This window comes from Reinekea sp. (assembly GCF_046710285.1).
In the GTDB taxonomy this organism is placed as follows: domain Bacteria; phylum Pseudomonadota; class Gammaproteobacteria; order Pseudomonadales; family Natronospirillaceae; genus Reinekea.
This window is the reverse complement of record NZ_JBKEGY010000003.1, coordinates 149,084-166,512: the sequence shown is the minus strand read 5'-3', so window position 1 is coordinate 166,512 and position 17,429 is coordinate 149,084. Positions and strand designations below refer to the sequence as shown.

Here is a 17,429-nt window from a genome sequence, read left to right as displayed (position 1 = left end):
CCATTGATATATAAGGCTTATAGCAACTTTAGGCTAAATTACGCCCCCAAGGGAGGAAGACAATCAGGGATACTTTAAGGACACTGATCAATGATAAAAAAGCTAAATTAACAACAAAAATAGAGTAAAAGGGCTGAATCATGAAATCACAAATTAAACAGGTCGCATTGGCCATGACCATGGTCATGGCAGCAACAGCTTGGGCCGATAATGCAACCAGCGCAGCAGTCATGGCGCCATTAGAAGTGAATAACTGGAGTGAATTTGAAAACCAGCTTTCGTCGGTAAAGAGCATCGGTGTCACAGGTGTTTCAGTTGATGTTTGGTGGGGTAAAGTTGAAGCAAATGGTGATCAGCAATTTGATTGGAGCTACTACGACAGCATCTTTCAGAAAATTGAAAATGCAGGGCTTCATATTATCCCCATCATGTCTTTTCACCAGTGCGGTGGCAATGTTGGCGATGACTGCAATATTCCTATCCCTAGCTGGATCTGGAATAAGTACACTGGCCAAGGCGTGAGCGCCAGTGATTTAAAATATAAGAGCGAATACGGCAATGAATCGATTGAAACAGTTTCATTGTGGCGCGACAGCTATGTGCTGTCCGAGTACAAAGAATTTATGGAGGAGTTCGAATCGCATTATGCCGCGAAAGCCAATGTGATCGATGAAGTTAATATCTCGATGGGTCCCGCAGGCGAGCTGCGTTATCCATCTTATAATAGCCATGATGGTAATTTAACGGGCTACCCAACTCGTGGTGGGTTTCAAGCCTACAGCGAGCCAGCAAAACAAGATTTTCGCAATTGGGTGGTGGCTAAATACGGCAGTGTTGCCAATGCCAGTAATCAATGGGGGTTTACTCTAAACAGTGCTAATGACATTAACCCGCCGTCTAATGCCGGTGCCTTTATTAATAATGGAGAGCAAAATAACACGGCCTATGGGCGTGATTTTATTCGCTGGTACCACGATTCGTTAATGGACCATGGTTATCGAATGATGGACAACGCTATTCTTGCATTTGATGGCGCCTTCGCCAATGTTGAGTTGGGTTTTAAAATTCCGGGTATCCATTGGAAAATGTCTGCTACGGATAACACCAAGCGCAGTGCAGAAATGGCGGCAGGTTTGATTCCAAGCGATGTCAATGTCAATTCGGTATCGACCGGATATGGTTATGCAGACATCGTTGGCGTTGCAGCCTCTTATAACAATCACCCAAGAGATGTCGTACTTCACTTTACGGCGTTAGAAATGAATGATGATCCTAATGGTGGTGGTCAATCCCTTGCGAAATCGCTGGTATTTTGGGTGGCCAATGAAGCCGCGGCTCAGGGCGTCAGCATAAAAGGCGAGAATGCATTATCTGGTGGGGTCACCTATGGTGGCGGTTGGGATAATATCGTCAATGCATTCACTCATGCCTCTTATTCTGGCATGACCGTGTTACGCATTAATCACGTTGCGGGTGGCACGGGCAATTACCGATATGAACAGTTTATCAATCAGTTCCTTGTAGAGGATACCAACAGTGATTGGCAACGAACGGTCATCTTTATGTTTGGCACGACCAATGTTGGCCAAGATATGTTTATTCGTGGTGGCTTAGATCATGGTTATGCAAATGCTAACTTAGGAAAAAACTGTGATGCGTCTAACTATGAGTGCGCCATTCCAATTCGACACAACAACCTTCGCAATAACACAACTAATGGCTGGAAAGGTGGCGATCAATATTTAGATTGGTATGGTATTGAAGCTGCTCAAGGAAGTGGCGCAGTGGGCACAGCATTGGATTGGACAACCAATAATTCTGGTAGTAGTGCAACGGTCGCCGCAAATGGATATGGCTATGAACCTTTGAATAACTACGGCGATCATTACTGGATGCTCGATGTAGAGATGGATTGCAGTGCAACTGTTAATGGTTGGTTTGAACTAAAATCTTATATTTCAAATGGCCCAGCATGGGAAGGAGATGTGTCACAATCGGGCACGCCTTACAGCTCAGGCAACCACTTTGCTCAATGTGGGCAAGTGAACGTTTTTCAGCGCAATAATAGCAGTGCAATAATCGGCTCCTTTTAAGTAAACCTCCTCTCTTTGGGGCCTAAGGGCCCCTGTTTTCCAATAGTGGTCAAATTGTTATCCACCTAATATATCTATTTATCCCCCTGTGAGCTTTTTGCCACTGTTATCTTAGTTCTTATCATCTATAAAATGACCTACATCTTCCAAAAATGTGAAGAAACAGATGACTCTGCCCAATAACAATAATCAGAGGCCCTGGGTTCAACCTTATAAGCTTATTTGTCCATCGATTAACCATAAATTAATTGAGCGCCCACGCTTATTTGAGCTTTTGCACCAGAGCAAGTTCTTGCCATTAACCAGCCTTATTTCGCCCGCTGGTTTTGGTAAAAGCACAGTCGTGGCAAATTGGCTGCAAAAAAATAAACTACCCTTTGGTTGGTACTCGCTTGATATTAATGACAACGATACGAGTGTGTTTGTAAACCATCTCATTAGTGCATTGCACCTGGCCAGTAATGAGGGTTGTCCGCAAAGTTTAGCCTTAGTTCAGCAACAAGAACATGCAGATCTACACAATTTGATGGCTAAGGCGATGATGGAAGTCGCGCAAGTGGATCAACATTTTTTCTTGGTGTTGGATGACCTTCAGGAAATTTCAAATAAAGAAATTATTTCTGTCATACGGCATTGGTTGAAGCTGTTACCTAATCAATTGCATGTCATTCTGTGTTGCCAACATGAATTACCCGTTTCTTTATCAAGTTTTCGGGTAAGAGGTCAATTGTTAGAAATTGGTGCTACCCAACTTGCTTTTAACTTAGACGAAACGAAAGAATTCCTTCTAAATAACCTTGACTTTCCATTGAGCCAAGAAGCGCACAATGAGTTGTTTCAACGTACAGGCGGTTGGCCAGCCGCACTGCAATTGGTTACGCTCGGCGTACGCACGCAGGAGCAGCTATTGCATGCTGCAAGTCGTATCGGCCAGAGCATGAATGATGTAAAAGAATACGTTGTTTTTGAGGTTTTTGAACAGCAGCCAGAGAGAATAAAAATTTTTTTATTGGATATTTGCATTTTCAAGAAATTCACAGCGTCACTTTGTGATACTTTTTTAGATCATAGGCAAAGCGATGATCTAATTGCGGAGCTTGAACACCGTCAGCTTTTTATTAGCCACGTTGAAGGTGAGATACGTTGGTACCAATTCCAGGCGGTATTTCGAGGTGCTGTCTTGACTAAGCTAGAACAGGAATATCCTGAGCGGGCTGTTAGTAATCGCTTTAAAGCAATTGATGCTTATCTAGATTGCGGGATGAACATTGAGGCAATACAGCTCGCCTTAACTTTAAAAAGTGAACCGCATCTTTTGATGGTACTCAAACGCGTAGGTTTTGGCTTATACAAAAATGGCCAGTTCAATACGTTAACTAAATTATTCTCCAGTGTAGTTAGAATAAAAAGTTCCGATGAGCCAACATTGGCGCTGCTGAAATCTTGGTTGTTATTGGCTACATATCGAGAAGATGAAGTAAAATTTTTATTACCAAATCAAAACATTCAGGCGGAAGATCATCCATCCTCAGACGATTTATGGGCAGAGCAGGCTGTGGCTCAAGCACAGGCATCAGTTAATTCAGAAGACTTTGAGCGGGGCTTTACACTAGCAAAAAAGGCCATCTCCCATCTAAAGCCTGAAAGTTATATTTCTCGAACGGCGGCTTATTCCGTTTTAGGTCAAAGTGCATTGTGTCGAGGTGATTTAGACAAAGCAAAGCAGATGTTAAATGAAGCTGAAAAACTGGCGTTTAACCATCGTTTATTTCAACAACGTCTGTGGTCCATGTGTTTAATGTCAGATGTGTTGACTGCCCAAGGCGAACTATCTCAAGCACTCCAAACTCAAAAAAATACCATGGAAATGGCTCGTGATGCCTGTATAGATAATTTATTACATATGGAGTTTCTATATCGCAGTCGAGCACGTTTGCTCATTGAGCAAGGTGATTTGAAGCAAGCTGAGCGATTACTTCAAATGAGTGAAAAAATAATGGAACCGTTAGGTGACTATGGCTTACTTAATGTTCATGTGCTTCGAGGCTTTATTGCCTTGTGGCGAGGCCAGTATAATATTGTGCGAGGTTTAGCATTCCAAGTTAACTATCAGATGCAGCAACACAAGTTCCATACCGACTGGCTAGCCTACGGTTATGAATTTTTGCTGGCCTGTGAACAGCTTGATGTTCTTGATTTTAAACCTGTTTATGGTTGGCAGGAGCGTGTTTTAGCCAAGGAACCAAACAACCATTTTTACCAACACTACCAACGAGTTTATGCCATTGTTCAATACTTATCGGGTGATAAATCGGCTGCGATTAATCGATTAACTAGGTTGGTCGTACAGGCTGATAAAAAAGGTCTAAAATTTCAGTGGTTTAAAGCTAAGCTATTGCTGGCAATATGGCAAAACGATTCGGTTGGCGAGCAGCACTGGTTAGGTATATTGGATATGATGGCAGACTTTAAGCCCATGCAATCGTTATGGTTAAGTCAGTCCTTCTGTCTCCTAGATAGCAAAGAGGGTTCGCGAAGTTGGCTCGACTGGCATGTTTGGTTCGGCACAGCGTCGCAAAAAGAAAGAGAAACACTCTCAAAAGGGGATGAGCTATTACAAACCCTCAATGAACAATACGCTAACCCTGAAGATTTAGTGACAGCAAAAGAATGCCAAGTGTTACTTTTTATTGGCGAAGGCTTAACCAATGATGAAATATCTGCCAGCATGCATATAGCCATTTCTACGGTTAAAAGCCACATACGCCGGCTATATCGTAAATTGGATATTAGTCACCGATCACAAGCAATACAGATTTGTAAGCACTTGTAGAATGCCAACGAAGCTTTAGAGCCGACTCAGCGTCGTCTTGAGCGTGAGCCTGAAGGTTTGCGTCGCGTGTTTTTACCTTTAGATTTAGAGGCAGTAAAGTCTTGATCTAAACTGGGCTCGAAACCAGGCAGCCATTGTTGCAGCAAGCGAGTATCCAGTATTTTATGAACTTCATCGAGTAGCCATTTTTCATCAGCACTGAGTAGCGTAATAGCTTTGCCTGTTTCGCCAGCGCGTCCGGTTCGGCCAATACGGTGAATGTAATCTTCAGCGTTGTGCGGTAACTCATAATTAATAACGTATTTAAGTTGCTGAATATCTAAGCCACGCGAAGCCACATCGGTTGCGACTAATGCGCGAATGGTACCGTTTTTAAAATCTTCGAGTGCACGCTCGCGAGCGCCTTGAGATTTATCGCCATGAATAGATTGAGTTTTTAATCCGTCTTTACACATTTCTTTGGCGAGATCATCGGCGCCTTTTTTAGTGCGCGTAAATATAAGTACCTGCTTCCAGTTATTGGAACCAATTAAAAATGAAGTAATTTCACGCTTACGGTTTTTATCAACTTCATAAGCGATTTGTTCAACTTGGCTTGCTGCGGCATTACGAGGGTCGACTTCTATGTGCGTCGGATCATTTAACAGCTGTTGACTGAGTTTGAAAATAGCATCGTCAAAGGTAGCTGAAAATAACAGGGTTTGGCGACTCGTAGGTACAGACCTGAGAATACGTTTGATATCGTCAATAAAACCCATGTCCAGCATTCGATCTGCTTCGTCTAAGACCAAAAAAGAGACCTCACTTAGATCAATGGCTTTACGTGATATGAGATCGAGTAGACGACCCGGTGTTGCAACGATGATATCCACACCTTGCTCAATAGCCGACAATTGGTTATTAATGCTCACTCCGCCATAAGCGACCACAGTTCGATGTGGTAAGTGCTGGCCATAGTGTTGAAAGCTTTGACTGACTTGTTGGGCTAATTCGCGAGTCGGGGTTAAGACCAGCGCTTGAACCTTCGCATTCGGTGTACTGGGATTGGTGAGATGCTGTAATATCGGTAAAGCAAAGGCCGCAGTTTTACCAGTGCCCGTTTGTGCGCCGGCCATGACATCTTTGTGGTCTAAAATAGCGGGAATCGCCGCGCTTTGGATGGGGGTCGGCTCAAGATAGCCCTTTGCTTCAATGGCTTTTAAGAGTTCTGGTTTTAATCCGAATGATGCGAAAGACATACTAGTAAACCTAATGACTGTTTCAGGCCATAGTTTAACAGATTTGATTAGATTATGGAGCGCCTTACTAGCAGTGGGTCGCCTTTCTCTTAACTCAACTTTCTATTTCGTTTGAACACCCCGTCCTGTAGATTAGCAACTTTAACTAATATGAGTTTGTGTAGACAATGGCAAAGCGTACCTTTATATCTTGGAGTACGGGCAAAGATTCCGCCTGGGCTACTTATCAATTGCAGAGTGACCCAACGGTTAAGTTAGAAGGCATTTTATGTACGGTTAATGGTGAACACCAAAGAACGGCTATGCACGCCGTGCGGTTAGAGTTATTAAGAGCCCAAGCTGAGCAGCTAGCGTTACCTCTGAAGATAATCGAAATACCCTATCCATGTTCTAATGAGCAATACACGGAAATCATGTCTCAAGCGACAGAGCAACTGCGTGTTGACGGTATTGAATATTTGAGCTTTGGTGACTTGTATTTGGAAGATATTCGCCAGTACCGTATTGATAACCTGCAAGGGACCGGCATTGCGCCGATCTTCCCATTATGGATGCGTGACACGAAGGGTTTAGCAAGCGAAATAGTTAACAGTGGTCTACGTGCGATCATTACCTGCATTGATCCGAAAAAGTTAGACGCCAGTTTTGCTGGTCGGGAGTATGACCAATCCTTCTTAGATGATTTGCCCGAGGGTGTGGACCCTTGTGGTGAAAACGGTGAATTTCATAGCTTTGTGTTTGCAGGACCTATGTTTAAATCTTGCATTAGCATAGAAGTAGGGGAAACCGTGGCGCGGGATGGATTTGTTTTCGCGGATCTTCTAATTACACAATAGAGCACAGTGAAATTTCAAATTGAACGTTCGCGTTTTTAAATAAGGATATGTTATGAAAAAAATTGGCCTCATTGGCGGTATGAGCTGGGAATCGACTGAGCTCTATTATCGAAAAATAAACGAAGCTGTTAAACATCACTTAGGCGGGCATCATTCGGCGAAGTTAATCCTTGAAAGTGTTGATTTCCATGGCGTAATGGAGATGCAGCATGCGGGCGATTGGCAAGGTACGGCCAATGTCTTAATAGAGTGTGCGCAAAATATTGAACGAGCCGGTGCAGATTTTCTGCTGATCTGTACAAACACCATGCACAAGGTTGCGCCGGAAGTTATTGCCGCAGTTGACATACCTTTATTGCACTTAGCCGATGCAACCGCTGAACGCATAATTGCGGATGGTCATAATAAAGTTGGTTTTTTGGGCACGAAATTCTCAATGGAAGATGATTTTTATGTCGGCCGATTAAAAGATCAATACGGTCTTGATGTGATTACGCCGAATAAAGCTGACAGAGAGCTTATTCACCGAGTAATTTATGACGAGCTATGTTTAGGCAAGGTTGAAGAAAATTCACGAGTCGAATTTCTAAGAATAATAGACGGCTTAGCCGAGCAAGGCGCCCAGTGTATTATTGAGGGTTGTACAGAAATTGTTTTGCTTGTGAACCAGAGCCATACCGATATTAAGCTTTACGATACCACGGATATACACGCGGATGTGGCGGTGAATTTAGCCTTGGCTGATTAAAGAAATAGGATGCAGTTATTGAGTGCATCCTATTTGTTCGCATCACAAATTATGCTTACTTTGCTTGGCTTTTCAGAGTCACATAACTAGAAAAACTTTCAAACATATGCTCATCTGACTGGTCATTGCTTGCGAGTATCTCATTACCATCGGCAATGGCGATATTGGCATTCAGTGACTTAACACTTGGTTGAACTCTTAACGCCGCTTCAGCCATGCTCTTGGATTCTCTTTCCCAAGCCTCTGCAACACTGAGGTTGCACTCTTCGGCTAAATATTTAGCGTTAAAACCCTCGCCCGTTAATGCGCGGATAGAATCATCGTGGCTAATGCTGTTACCCGGTTTCCAGTAATGCTCAGCGAGTAGTGGCCCTATTTCTGGGTTATCGGTTAAGTAACCAAATCTCTCTATGAAGTAAGCCCGAGTCTGATACACCGCCATATCAGCCATGAGGTAACCATGATAAGCGCACGCCGATTGGTCTGATAAAATATGGGGCAACGTGATTAATGGGCGCGGTGAGACTGGTAAGCCCATAATCATCATTTCTGTATCGCGGGCGAGTTCGGTAATGTTTTCAGCGGTTAGCTCGTCATCATCCATTGAATAAAGTGCGCGTTCAAAATAGGGCACGGCTAAAATTCCGCGTTCTTCTAAGGCGAGGAAAGGCTGCTTCTCCGCAATACGCTTTTGAATGATGTCATCTGGAATGGCATGGCCCTGGGCATCTATGGCGTAGGTTTTAAGCCAGTCGCCATCGCGGATTAAACTGTCTAAAAACATAGATTGCGTTTCTGCAAACGCCATGGAAGACGGCGCAAACTCTTGAGAAAAACAAGGTGCATTCATTTTCGTGTTCGCAAAGTGTGCAGCGTGCCCACCTTCGTGGAAGAGCGTTTCTAAGGCAACGTAGCCACTGCCGATTTGCCCAGGTTCTGCCAAACTGGTGAAGTTAACTTCGGCTGGTATCCAAGTGTCTTGGTCATAAAAGGCAGGCACCGGTGCATGGCAAAATCCGTTCGCATACTTGCCTTTACGGTTGAGTAAATCTAAGGTGAGTTTCGCACCAGAATACTCAATACCTAAACGACTGAACGATTGCACCCATTGCTTTAATGACTGATCAAAAGAGGTATAGGGGTCGAGTAGGGCAGTGGAATCGCCACTGTAGGTGTATTTTAAGTTATAAGGTTTAAGGGCCTTACGGCCTTTTGTATCTGCCAATTCTTGTAAGCTACTCATGCAGCGGTCACGCGTACGTTGTTCAAAGTCTTCCAAGATGACAAACAGCTCGTCAGCGGTCATCTGTTCATTCTTAACTACCGCATAGTCGAAAAAGCTTTCATAGCCGATGGCTTTGGCAAACTTATTACGAAGCTTGATAATTTCTATAAAACCTTTGTCCAGAACCCATTGCTCCAATTCTAATAATGCTTGATGAGAGCTTTGGCGTACCTGTTCATTAGTATGGCTAGCAATATTAGCCGACATGACAGGCGTTGTGCCTTCTTCTGGTTCACCTTGCTCATTGATAAAGCGCATGCTGTAAGCTTGGCGCTTTTCGAATAATTGGGATTCTGCTTTGATGAGCTGGTCTTTTAAGGCAATAGCCTCGTCTGACTCCAGTACGTTGGCCTTAAACAGTGCAAGCCAGCCTGTTAAACCCGTCATGATTGCGTCGCGCTCCGAGCTTGCAGGTTCGGCTTTTAGATCTTCAAGCAAGGCGTTTATTTGCTCTAAACGAGAGCGATCACTAATAAAACTTAGCCATTTCTTTTCAGCCTTTGCAGAAGCGTTATGATCATTACTGGTCCCCATATGGGTTGTCCAGTAAAGGTCTTCTTTTGAACGATGAACGGCAAGGTAATCATGATTAAGTTCATTGAGATATTTTTGTGCGCAGTGCATAACAACTAAGCCTACTATTATTAAATAATAGGCTTACGCTATCATGGTTGGTTTTGGTTTTCACGAAAAAGTAAGCCTTGTTAGGGTAAGCGCGAATACTTACAATCTGATTCGCGAAACTAAACCTCTATACTTTAAATATGGCAACGGTCTGTTTTAGTTCATTGGCGTGTTTCGAAACATTTTCCCCGCTACGTTTATTGTCATTAGCATGCACAGCAATATTTGTCGCACTCTCAGAGACACGGTGTATTTGAGTGGCAATGTCATGTGAGGTTGCTGTTTGCTGGTTAGCTGCAACCGCAATGACATCGGCTTTGTTCATTATATCTCTGATAGCGTTGCCAATTTTCTCGATTGATAAACCCGTTTGTCTTGCTTGTTCCATGCTTTTCTCGGCAGATTGATGTGCTTCTTGAGTCTTATCTACAACGACACCAGAGCGAGCCTGTAAACGATTAATAGTTTGCGCGATCGACTCAACACTGGTTTTTGTTTTGCTGGCTAAGCTGCGAACTTCATCGGCAACAACGGCAAAGCCTCGACCTTGTTCACCTGCACGTGCAGCCTCGATTGCGGCGTTTAGTGCCAGTAAGTTAGTTTGTTCTTGAATTGCTTGGATAATTGATAGGACTTCTGAGATCCCTTTAATATCAAGTACCAGCTCATTGATAGACTCGCCAGTTTCATTTAGATGGTCGTTGAGTAACGTGATCGTTTGAACCGTTTGATTAACAATATTTACGCCTTCATCCCCAATAACGACGGCATCGCGAGCAGTATCTGCTGTTGCTACTACGTTTTGAGCAACTTCATCGGCAGAAGAACTCATTTCTGTAATCGCCGCTGAAATATTATCAATCGCTTCTTGTTGCTCGATTAATAAACTATTCAACTCAGCAACCTGTTTGCTCATATCATGGGTTTCATTATTTAGGTCATCTGAAACAATGCGAACGCGGCTAACAATTTCTGAAAAAGATGCCATCATGGCGTCAAAATCATGCGCAATATGTCCTAATTCATCCTTATTTTGGCGGTTTATCCGCATGGTCAAGTCTTTATTGCTTGAAATTTGACTAACAGTCTTAATAACTTGGTCGGTTGCTGTTTTCAGTAATTTACTGATGTAAGCACTAATACCAGCGGTGCTTAAAATTACAATAATACCTGTAATAGTAAGCAATTTTGAGAGTGCAGACATGTCTGTTTGAATTGCCTGGCTCCCCGCAACAGTCTTTTCAGTTGATAACCGGGTTTGTTCTGTCGCCTCGATCATTGTTCCAACTGAGCTTGTGAGCTCTGCCTTTGCATTGGCGCCGAGTTTATTCAGTAAATCGCTAATAATATTTGACTGAGTTTGAAGTCCATTAGCCATGGATGTCCCCTGGCCAGTCGCGTTCGATATAAATGAATCAAACATCTTTTCACCATAGAGCTTCATATAGTCAAGTGACTCTAATATGAGCTTTAAGTCTGATTCTGGATCTGAGGAGTATTTGTTAATCCAATCGGTCAATTCAGGTATTAGTGCAGAGATTTGATCGTTAGCCAGAGTTTCGTTATCGGCTATCAAGGCCAGTGATGCAAAAATATAGTTGTAACGAATATCTGACAATTGCTGCTCCATAGCTGCAATGCCTTCAAATGCTTCGACGGCAATGGGTACTTCAGCTGCTTTTTTTGAAAGTGCAACAGCATTTAGAAGTTGTTCATTCAACTCTGAGACCTGGGTGCTTGAGACGTACTCGGTATTTGATATTGATTTGGCGAGTACTGCTATTCCAGAAATCAATAATGCCAGCAGTAGCCCCATTGCAAGTGTTAATTTCATTGATATTTTCATTTGGCACCTTCTAAATAGGTTGGGGTGAAGTCGAGTTCAATCAGGCTTATATCGTGACTGCATTAGATAACTGTCAAATAGATAGAGTAATTGAAAGCATGGGCTTTGCCAGTTGCGAAAGGTCTAATTAGGGATGGAGCTAGTATAGGGCTGAGTTAACCGTTATAAGGCTGGTTTTTAGTAAGTCAGTTATACTTATGGGCTAATACTCACGAATGCTGACGACTAACACGGTTCTAATATTATATGAATTCAAAACGATTCCGGCTTGATCGCTATTTAAGTCAGCGGCTTCAACGCAGTAAAAAACAAGTTCAGCGGTTATTGGCTGCAAGGGTGGTGCTTGTTGATGGCACTGCCATTAATGATCCGCAACATCCGATTGATGAGTTCTCTCATATCGTCTGTGATGGCAAGATACTTCAGCAACGTCAGCGTCGTTACGTCATGCTGCATAAGCCTGCCGGTGTTGTCAGTGCGACGGTCGATGAGCAAGCAACGGCTCTAGATTTAATTGATAAACCCTATAAAGCCGAACTACATATCGCGGGGCGGCTTGATAAAAACTCAACGGGTTTATTATTGTTAACAAACGATGGTCGCTGGAGTCAGTTGCTCAGTGATGCCGCAACGGGCTTTGAGAAAGCTTATCAAGTCACGGTACGTGACCCAATTTCCGATGACTGCGTGCAAGCTTTTGAGCAGGGTATCTATTTTGAATATGAAAACCTAACCACCGCGCCAGCGGAATTGAATCGGTTAAGTGCCTGTCATGCGCAGGTCAAACTCACAGAAGGGCGTTATCATCAAATTAAACGCATGTTTGGACGTTTTAGAAACCCTGTCTTAAGTATTCATCGAACCGCCATAGGTCCCATCAAACTTGATCCGTCACTTAGCCCAGGAGACTATCGAGTATTAACAGATCAGGAGGTGTCGTTTGTTAGAGATTAAAGTCGCTGAACTACAGTGTCCGTTTTGCTTAGAAACAAATAATTGCCAAGTAAGAGCACCACTTAACTGCTGGTGTAATAGGGTCGAAGTACCTGAGCAACTGCTCGCCATGGTTCCTGAGTCTCTAAAGCAAAAGGCTTGTATCTGCGCAAATTGTATTGAGCTGTACCATAAAGACCCAGAGCGTTTCTCGAAAACTTAAACTACACGGGTTTTATTGTTTCGGTCTCTTGAGCGAATGATGAGCTCATTTGAACGATCAACCTGGGTATTTTTTGCCAAGCGATCGTATAGCAAGACGTTAACCGTTGCCGCTAAATTTAAGCAACCAATGGTGGGTATGTACACCACCGCATCGGCCTGAGAAATATCTTCTTGGCTGATTGAGCTGTCTTCAGGACCAAAAACATAAATCGCGTGTGGTGGGTGTTCAAAATCCATTAAAGGAATGGCGCCTTCAACTAGGTCAACACAAACTACTTTGACCTCTGGCGGTACATCATCAAAAAAGCTATCCACTTTCTCTAGCGCAATGCGGCTGCTGACTTTTTTTGTATCGGTCTGAAACTTAGCTGCAATGTCGAATCGGTTACCGGTATATAAAACTTTACTGGCTTGAAAGCAGCCCGCAGCGCGCATCACAGCACCAACATTGGTTGGGCTTTTCGGATTTGTTAAAGCCAAGGTTATAGAGCTGGGAGCGACCGGACTGTATTGATAGTAATTGTCCCATTGTTCGCTATGGGTTAGCACAAAGCCCTTGGCGCGGTAAAAATCATTAGCGGCGCTTTCTTTAAGTGCGCCAACTTTAACCGGTAAATTCAATTGCTGGCTGCGCACCAATACACGATGAATAACGGCAGAACCGATACCTTTGCCTTGTTGGTTTGGCTGAACATATAAATGGTCTAAATAAAGATGGTCATCTTGTTCAAGCAAAGCATAGAATCCAACCAAAGCATTATTATCTTTAATGAGCCAAGTATGGAGCGGTTGAAAGGTATCGAAAAAACGTTTTTGAGCTCGTTTAGGGTCGAAACGACCAATGACTTCTAAGCTAGGTTGCATAGCCGTCATACGCAGAGCGGCTAAGGCTTGAGCATCAATAGATGACGCCTTGGTGAAGACTAAATTCAACTTGATAGCTCACACACAAAAATGAAAGTGAATGGTGCCAGTATTTACTGAAATAGAGAAGGTCAATGGACTATTTAATTGGTAGCGATCATTAGAAAAGTCAGTCATCAATGTTATAGGATATTAATAATTTTTGTGATGTATTTGGCAAAAAATGCGTCATCATTCATAGTTTACTTGTTCATAGTAGGTAAACAACTTAACTTAGCGTGATGAAGAGATAATCTTCATACCCGATATATGGGAGATTTCGGATTCGCTGAATAGTTGCAAGCCCTGCAAAGTATTCATTCAACCTACTCCAGTCCCAACAGTCCAGTCAAAGTCCCACCTATCCGGTGAGCATGACTGAGTCAACTAAATAATAAAGCCTCATCAAATAGTACGTGCATACGAAACCATTCATTACCTTACCTCGGTAGGCGGTGGATTCGTCGCGCCCAAAAATTGGCCATTTGCCGTGATATTAAGAAGGGGCAACCTCAAAAGAAGGAAATAAAAATGAGTCATTCCAGAACTCATGATGTTGTTCGTACTGGTTTACGTTCGGCGATACTCGCTGTGACCCTAGGTACGGCCATTATATCGAGCCAATCGTTTGCTCAATCAAACGTGACAACCAATGCAGTAAAAGCAGAACGTCCGGTGATCGAAAAAACGATTAAACAAACACCTAAAGCAGAACCCGGTGCGTTTAGTGCACAATCAAGAATGTTCTCCTTCGCCATGATGGAGCCGACAGAACGTTATATCGTTTCGTTAAACGACCCGTCTGTTGCACGCTACCGTGGTGGAATCAATGGCTTTGAAGCTACCAGTACAGAAGGTAAATCAAAGTTAGAAGTCAATGCGCCGCATGTTCAAAGTTATGCGCAATACCTTGAAACCACTCAAGATAAATTTTTATCGCAACTTGTAGCAAAAGTGGGTCGTAATGTTACCCCGCTGGAGCAATTACAAATGGCGTCTAACGTATTAATTCTTGAATTAACCGAGGCCGAAGCGCAACAGGTCGCCACTATTCAAGGTGTACGCCAAGTTCAAAAAGATCAGATATTCCAATTAGAAAGCACCGAGTCTCTAACTGGCTTTGCGCTGCCAACCGACTCTGCTGGCCCGTCTGTCTGGGTGCTAACGGCGGCTACACTTTTGCTTATGCTAGGGCTTACTCTATTCGCTTGGCGTCGTGGTTGGGTTGGTCGTAAATCAGCAACACTGGTTGCCATTGCTGCTTCTTTTGGTATGGCGGGTTGTTTTTATGAAGGCGGCTTTCAATGGATTGGGGCTCCGCAAATATGGCACGGAACCGCGGGTTTAGCGCCAACGCGAGGCGAAGGCGTTGTGGTGGGTGTCATTGATACCGGTATTAACCCAATTTCAGATTCGTTTGCCGAAGTGGCGGGAGACGGTTACCGTCACTCAAACCCTAAGGCTCAGTATTTTGGTGTTTGTGACCCAGCGTCTGATGTGTTCGATGCAACCTTCCCATGTAACGATAAGTTAATTGGTGCTTGGGGTGTTCCTTATATTAACGACGGTAGCCCACGCGACCAAGATGGTCATGGTTCTCATACCGCAGGTACTTCAGCGGGTAACCTAGTTTATGATGCAACCGTTTCTGCGCCAACAGGCTTCGAAATTAGCAAAACCATCTCGGGTGTATCGCCGCGCTCTAATGTCATAGCTTATACAGTTTGTGGGCCAGAAGGCTGCTACTTAGGGGCTATCTTGTTTGCTATTAACCAGGCCATTTTAGATGGGGTAGATGTTATCAACTATTCAATTGGTGGCGGTTCTTCGGACCCTTGGGCGGATAACGATTCTTTATCTTTCTTAGCCGCGATGGATGCAGGTATCTTCGTTGCAACCTCTGCAGGTAACTCGGGTCCAGATTTCGCAACAGTGGGCAGCCCAGGTGATGCACCTTGGATTACCACCGTCGCTGCGAGCTCACATGATTATATGTATAAAAACTCTGTTACTGGTTTAACCAATGACCAAGGCGATTCTTTGCCCGTCATGATCGGTCAATCTATCGCGCCAGGCTTTGGTCCTGCTGCTATTGTTGATGCAGCCGATTATGGGAACCCACTTTGTTTAGAAGACGGTTTCACAAGTCGTTTTGAAGGCGAAATTGTCTTATGCGAACTCGGAGTTATTGCGCGAGTGGCAAAAGGTACTAACGTACAGGCCAATGGCGGCTCTGCAACGATTGTTGCTCGCCCTCCAAGTACTCCAGATGGTAGCGGTTATTTTGAAGCGGATGCGCATGTTATTCCTGCAACTCAAATCACCTTTACTGATTTCACGACTATCCGTGAATGGTTACAAACCGGTTCAGGTCATGTGGGTACTATTTCTGGTACTGAAACTGTGCTGGCGGCTGAATACGCCGATGTTATGGCTTACTTCAGCTCACGGGGTGTTAACCCAAGTGTACCGAGTGTTGTGAAGCCAAACATTACTGCACCAGGTCGTGCAATTTTTGCAGCGTTCCATGAGGGATATAGCGAAGCCGAGCAAGACTACAACATCATTCAAGGTACTTCGATGTCTAGCCCCCATATTGCGGGCGCAGGCGCGTTGTTAACGGCGCTACATCCAGACTGGACGCCAATGCAAATTCAATCGGCTATGATGACCACTGCGAACATGAACCATGTTAAAGAAGATGGAGTCACGCAAGCTGATGCATTTGATATGGGCGCAGGCCGAATCGATCTAGTTGCAGCAGCAAATGCCGCCTTGGTGCTAGATGAATCATTAGATAACTTCTTAGCCTTGGACCCATATTTCGGCGGTAAACCATCTGAGCTAAACCTAACCGGTTTAGGTGATGATGCTTGTGTTGTCAGCTGTACTTGGACTCGTACCGTTACTAACGTTTCAGATAAAACTACGCGTTGGAAATCTGAATCGACTCGTGCTGTAACGGTTACGCCTAAGAACTTTAGTTTGGCTCCAGGTGAAAGCCAAGAGCTTACTTTTGTTGCCGACGCTTCAGGTGTCGCGGTAAGTGATTGGTTGTTCGACCAAGTGACGATTCGCTCTAAGACTAGACATGTACCTAATGCTCACTTCCCAGTTGCTGCCCTTTCAGCCTTATCTAACCTTCCAGGTTCAATAGATATTACAGCAGCTTTTGAAAGTGATTCAGTGACGCTACCTGGTTTGAAAGCAGTAGAAATAACTAACGCTATCGTTGAAGTAACGGGCTTAGCTAAATCTACAGCTTATACAGGCGCGGTAGTTTCTGATCCAACAAATGGCGATCCGTTTGATGGTGGTTTTGACCAAAACATACATGGCCAAGCTGTATATGTGGTAGATGTACCTGTTGGTGCGAGCCGTTTCGTGGCAGAAATTACTGCATCTGAATCGGGTGATTTAGACTTGTTTGTTGGACTAGGTGAAGTGCCTGGAATCAGTACTTTGGTAGGCTCTTCTGCTGCCGGTGGTTCGTTTGAGTATGTCAGTATTGCCAATCCGCCAGCAGGTAAAATGTGGGTGGTGGTACAGAACTGGGAACCAGGCCATGTTACTGCTCAAGCCTTTACAACTCATATTGCAACCGTCACGGGTGATGAACTTAACTTAACCGCTGATGTACCTGTGGTGCAAGCAGGTGGCGTGCCATTCGATGCGAACCTAAGTTTCAATCTACCAGGTTCTGTTGCCGGTGATCGCTACTACGGTGCATTCTCCGTCGGTACCGATGCTGCAAACCCAGGTAACTTGGGTACGGTTCAAGTTGATCTTGTAAGACAATAAGTTTGAGCTAATTGAAGTTTATTAGTTAATAAGTAGGGCTCCGCTGAGGAGCCCTTTTTGTTGC

Annotated in this window: 11 protein-coding genes; 7 read left to right on the top strand and 4 right to left on the bottom strand. The window is 43.9% G+C overall.

The window, feature by feature from the left end:
* Positions 1–140 precede the first annotated feature (140 nt).
* Positions 141–2,093 carry a family 14 glycosylhydrolase gene (locus tag ACI882_RS03730; RefSeq protein WP_411744826.1) on the top strand — a complete coding sequence of 651 codons (1,953 nt, stop codon included), beginning with the start codon at positions 141–143 and terminating at the stop codon, positions 2,091–2,093.
* Positions 2,094–2,436: 343 nt separating this feature from the next.
* Positions 2,437–4,926 carry a LuxR C-terminal-related transcriptional regulator gene (locus ACI882_RS03725; protein ID WP_411744827.1) on the top strand — a complete coding sequence of 830 codons (2,490 nt, stop codon included), beginning with the start codon at positions 2,437–2,439 and terminating at the stop codon, positions 4,924–4,926.
* A gap of 26 nt (positions 4,927–4,952) precedes the next feature.
* Here the strand turns inward: ACI882_RS03725 and ACI882_RS03720 are convergent, their stop codons facing one another.
* Positions 4,953–6,164, bottom strand: coding sequence for a DEAD/DEAH box helicase (locus ACI882_RS03720; RefSeq protein WP_411746316.1), 1,212 nt, complete (start codon positions 6,162–6,164; stop codon positions 4,953–4,955).
* Positions 6,165–6,331: 167 nt separating this feature from the next.
* On the opposite strand from ACI882_RS03720, the gene ACI882_RS03715 reads away from it, so the two are divergent.
* Together ACI882_RS03715 and ACI882_RS03710 are read left to right on the top strand one after the other, a co-directional pair.
* Positions 6,332–7,000, top strand: coding sequence for an ATP-binding protein (locus ACI882_RS03715; protein WP_411743334.1), 669 nt, complete (start codon positions 6,332–6,334; stop codon positions 6,998–7,000).
* Between the two features lie 52 nt (positions 7,001–7,052).
* A complete protein-coding gene (locus ACI882_RS03710) occupies positions 7,053–7,748 on the top strand; it encodes an aspartate/glutamate racemase family protein (RefSeq protein ID WP_411743335.1) in 696 nt (231 codons plus the stop codon).
* A 55-nt stretch (positions 7,749–7,803) separates the two neighbouring features.
* Here the strand turns inward: ACI882_RS03710 and ACI882_RS03705 are convergent, their stop codons facing one another.
* Positions 7,804–9,657, bottom strand: a complete 1,854-nt coding sequence (locus ACI882_RS03705; protein ID WP_411743336.1) for a M3 family metallopeptidase — start codon at positions 9,655–9,657, stop codon at positions 7,804–7,806.
* A gap of 127 nt (positions 9,658–9,784) precedes the next feature.
* Entirely contained in the window at positions 9,785–11,491 is a 1,707-nt protein-coding gene (locus ACI882_RS03700) for a methyl-accepting chemotaxis protein (protein ID WP_411743337.1), read from the bottom strand.
* A 258-nt stretch (positions 11,492–11,749) separates the two neighbouring features.
* On the opposite strand from ACI882_RS03700, the gene ACI882_RS03695 reads away from it, so the two are divergent.
* Together ACI882_RS03695 and ACI882_RS03690 are read left to right on the top strand one after the other, a co-directional pair.
* Entirely contained in the window at positions 11,750–12,457 is a 708-nt protein-coding gene (locus tag ACI882_RS03695; RefSeq protein WP_411743338.1) for a pseudouridine synthase, read from the top strand.
* Positions 12,444–12,659 carry a cysteine-rich CWC family protein gene (locus tag ACI882_RS03690; RefSeq protein ID WP_411743339.1) on the top strand — a complete coding sequence of 72 codons (216 nt, stop codon included), beginning with the start codon at positions 12,444–12,446 and terminating at the stop codon, positions 12,657–12,659. The genes ACI882_RS03695 and ACI882_RS03690 overlap by 14 nt, the downstream gene beginning before the upstream one ends.
* Here the strand turns inward: ACI882_RS03690 and ACI882_RS03685 are convergent.
* On the bottom strand, positions 12,656–13,594 hold the full coding sequence (locus ACI882_RS03685) for a GNAT family N-acetyltransferase (RefSeq protein ID WP_411743340.1): 939 nt from the start codon (positions 13,592–13,594) through the stop codon (positions 12,656–12,658). The two genes, ACI882_RS03690 and ACI882_RS03685, sit on opposite strands and share 4 nt — an antisense overlap.
* A gap of 501 nt (positions 13,595–14,095) precedes the next feature.
* Here ACI882_RS03685 and ACI882_RS03680 point away from each other — a divergent pair.
* A complete protein-coding gene (locus tag ACI882_RS03680) occupies positions 14,096–17,365 on the top strand; it encodes a S8 family serine peptidase (RefSeq protein WP_411743341.1) in 3,270 nt (1,089 codons plus the stop codon).
* Positions 17,366–17,429: the final 64 nt, after the last annotated feature.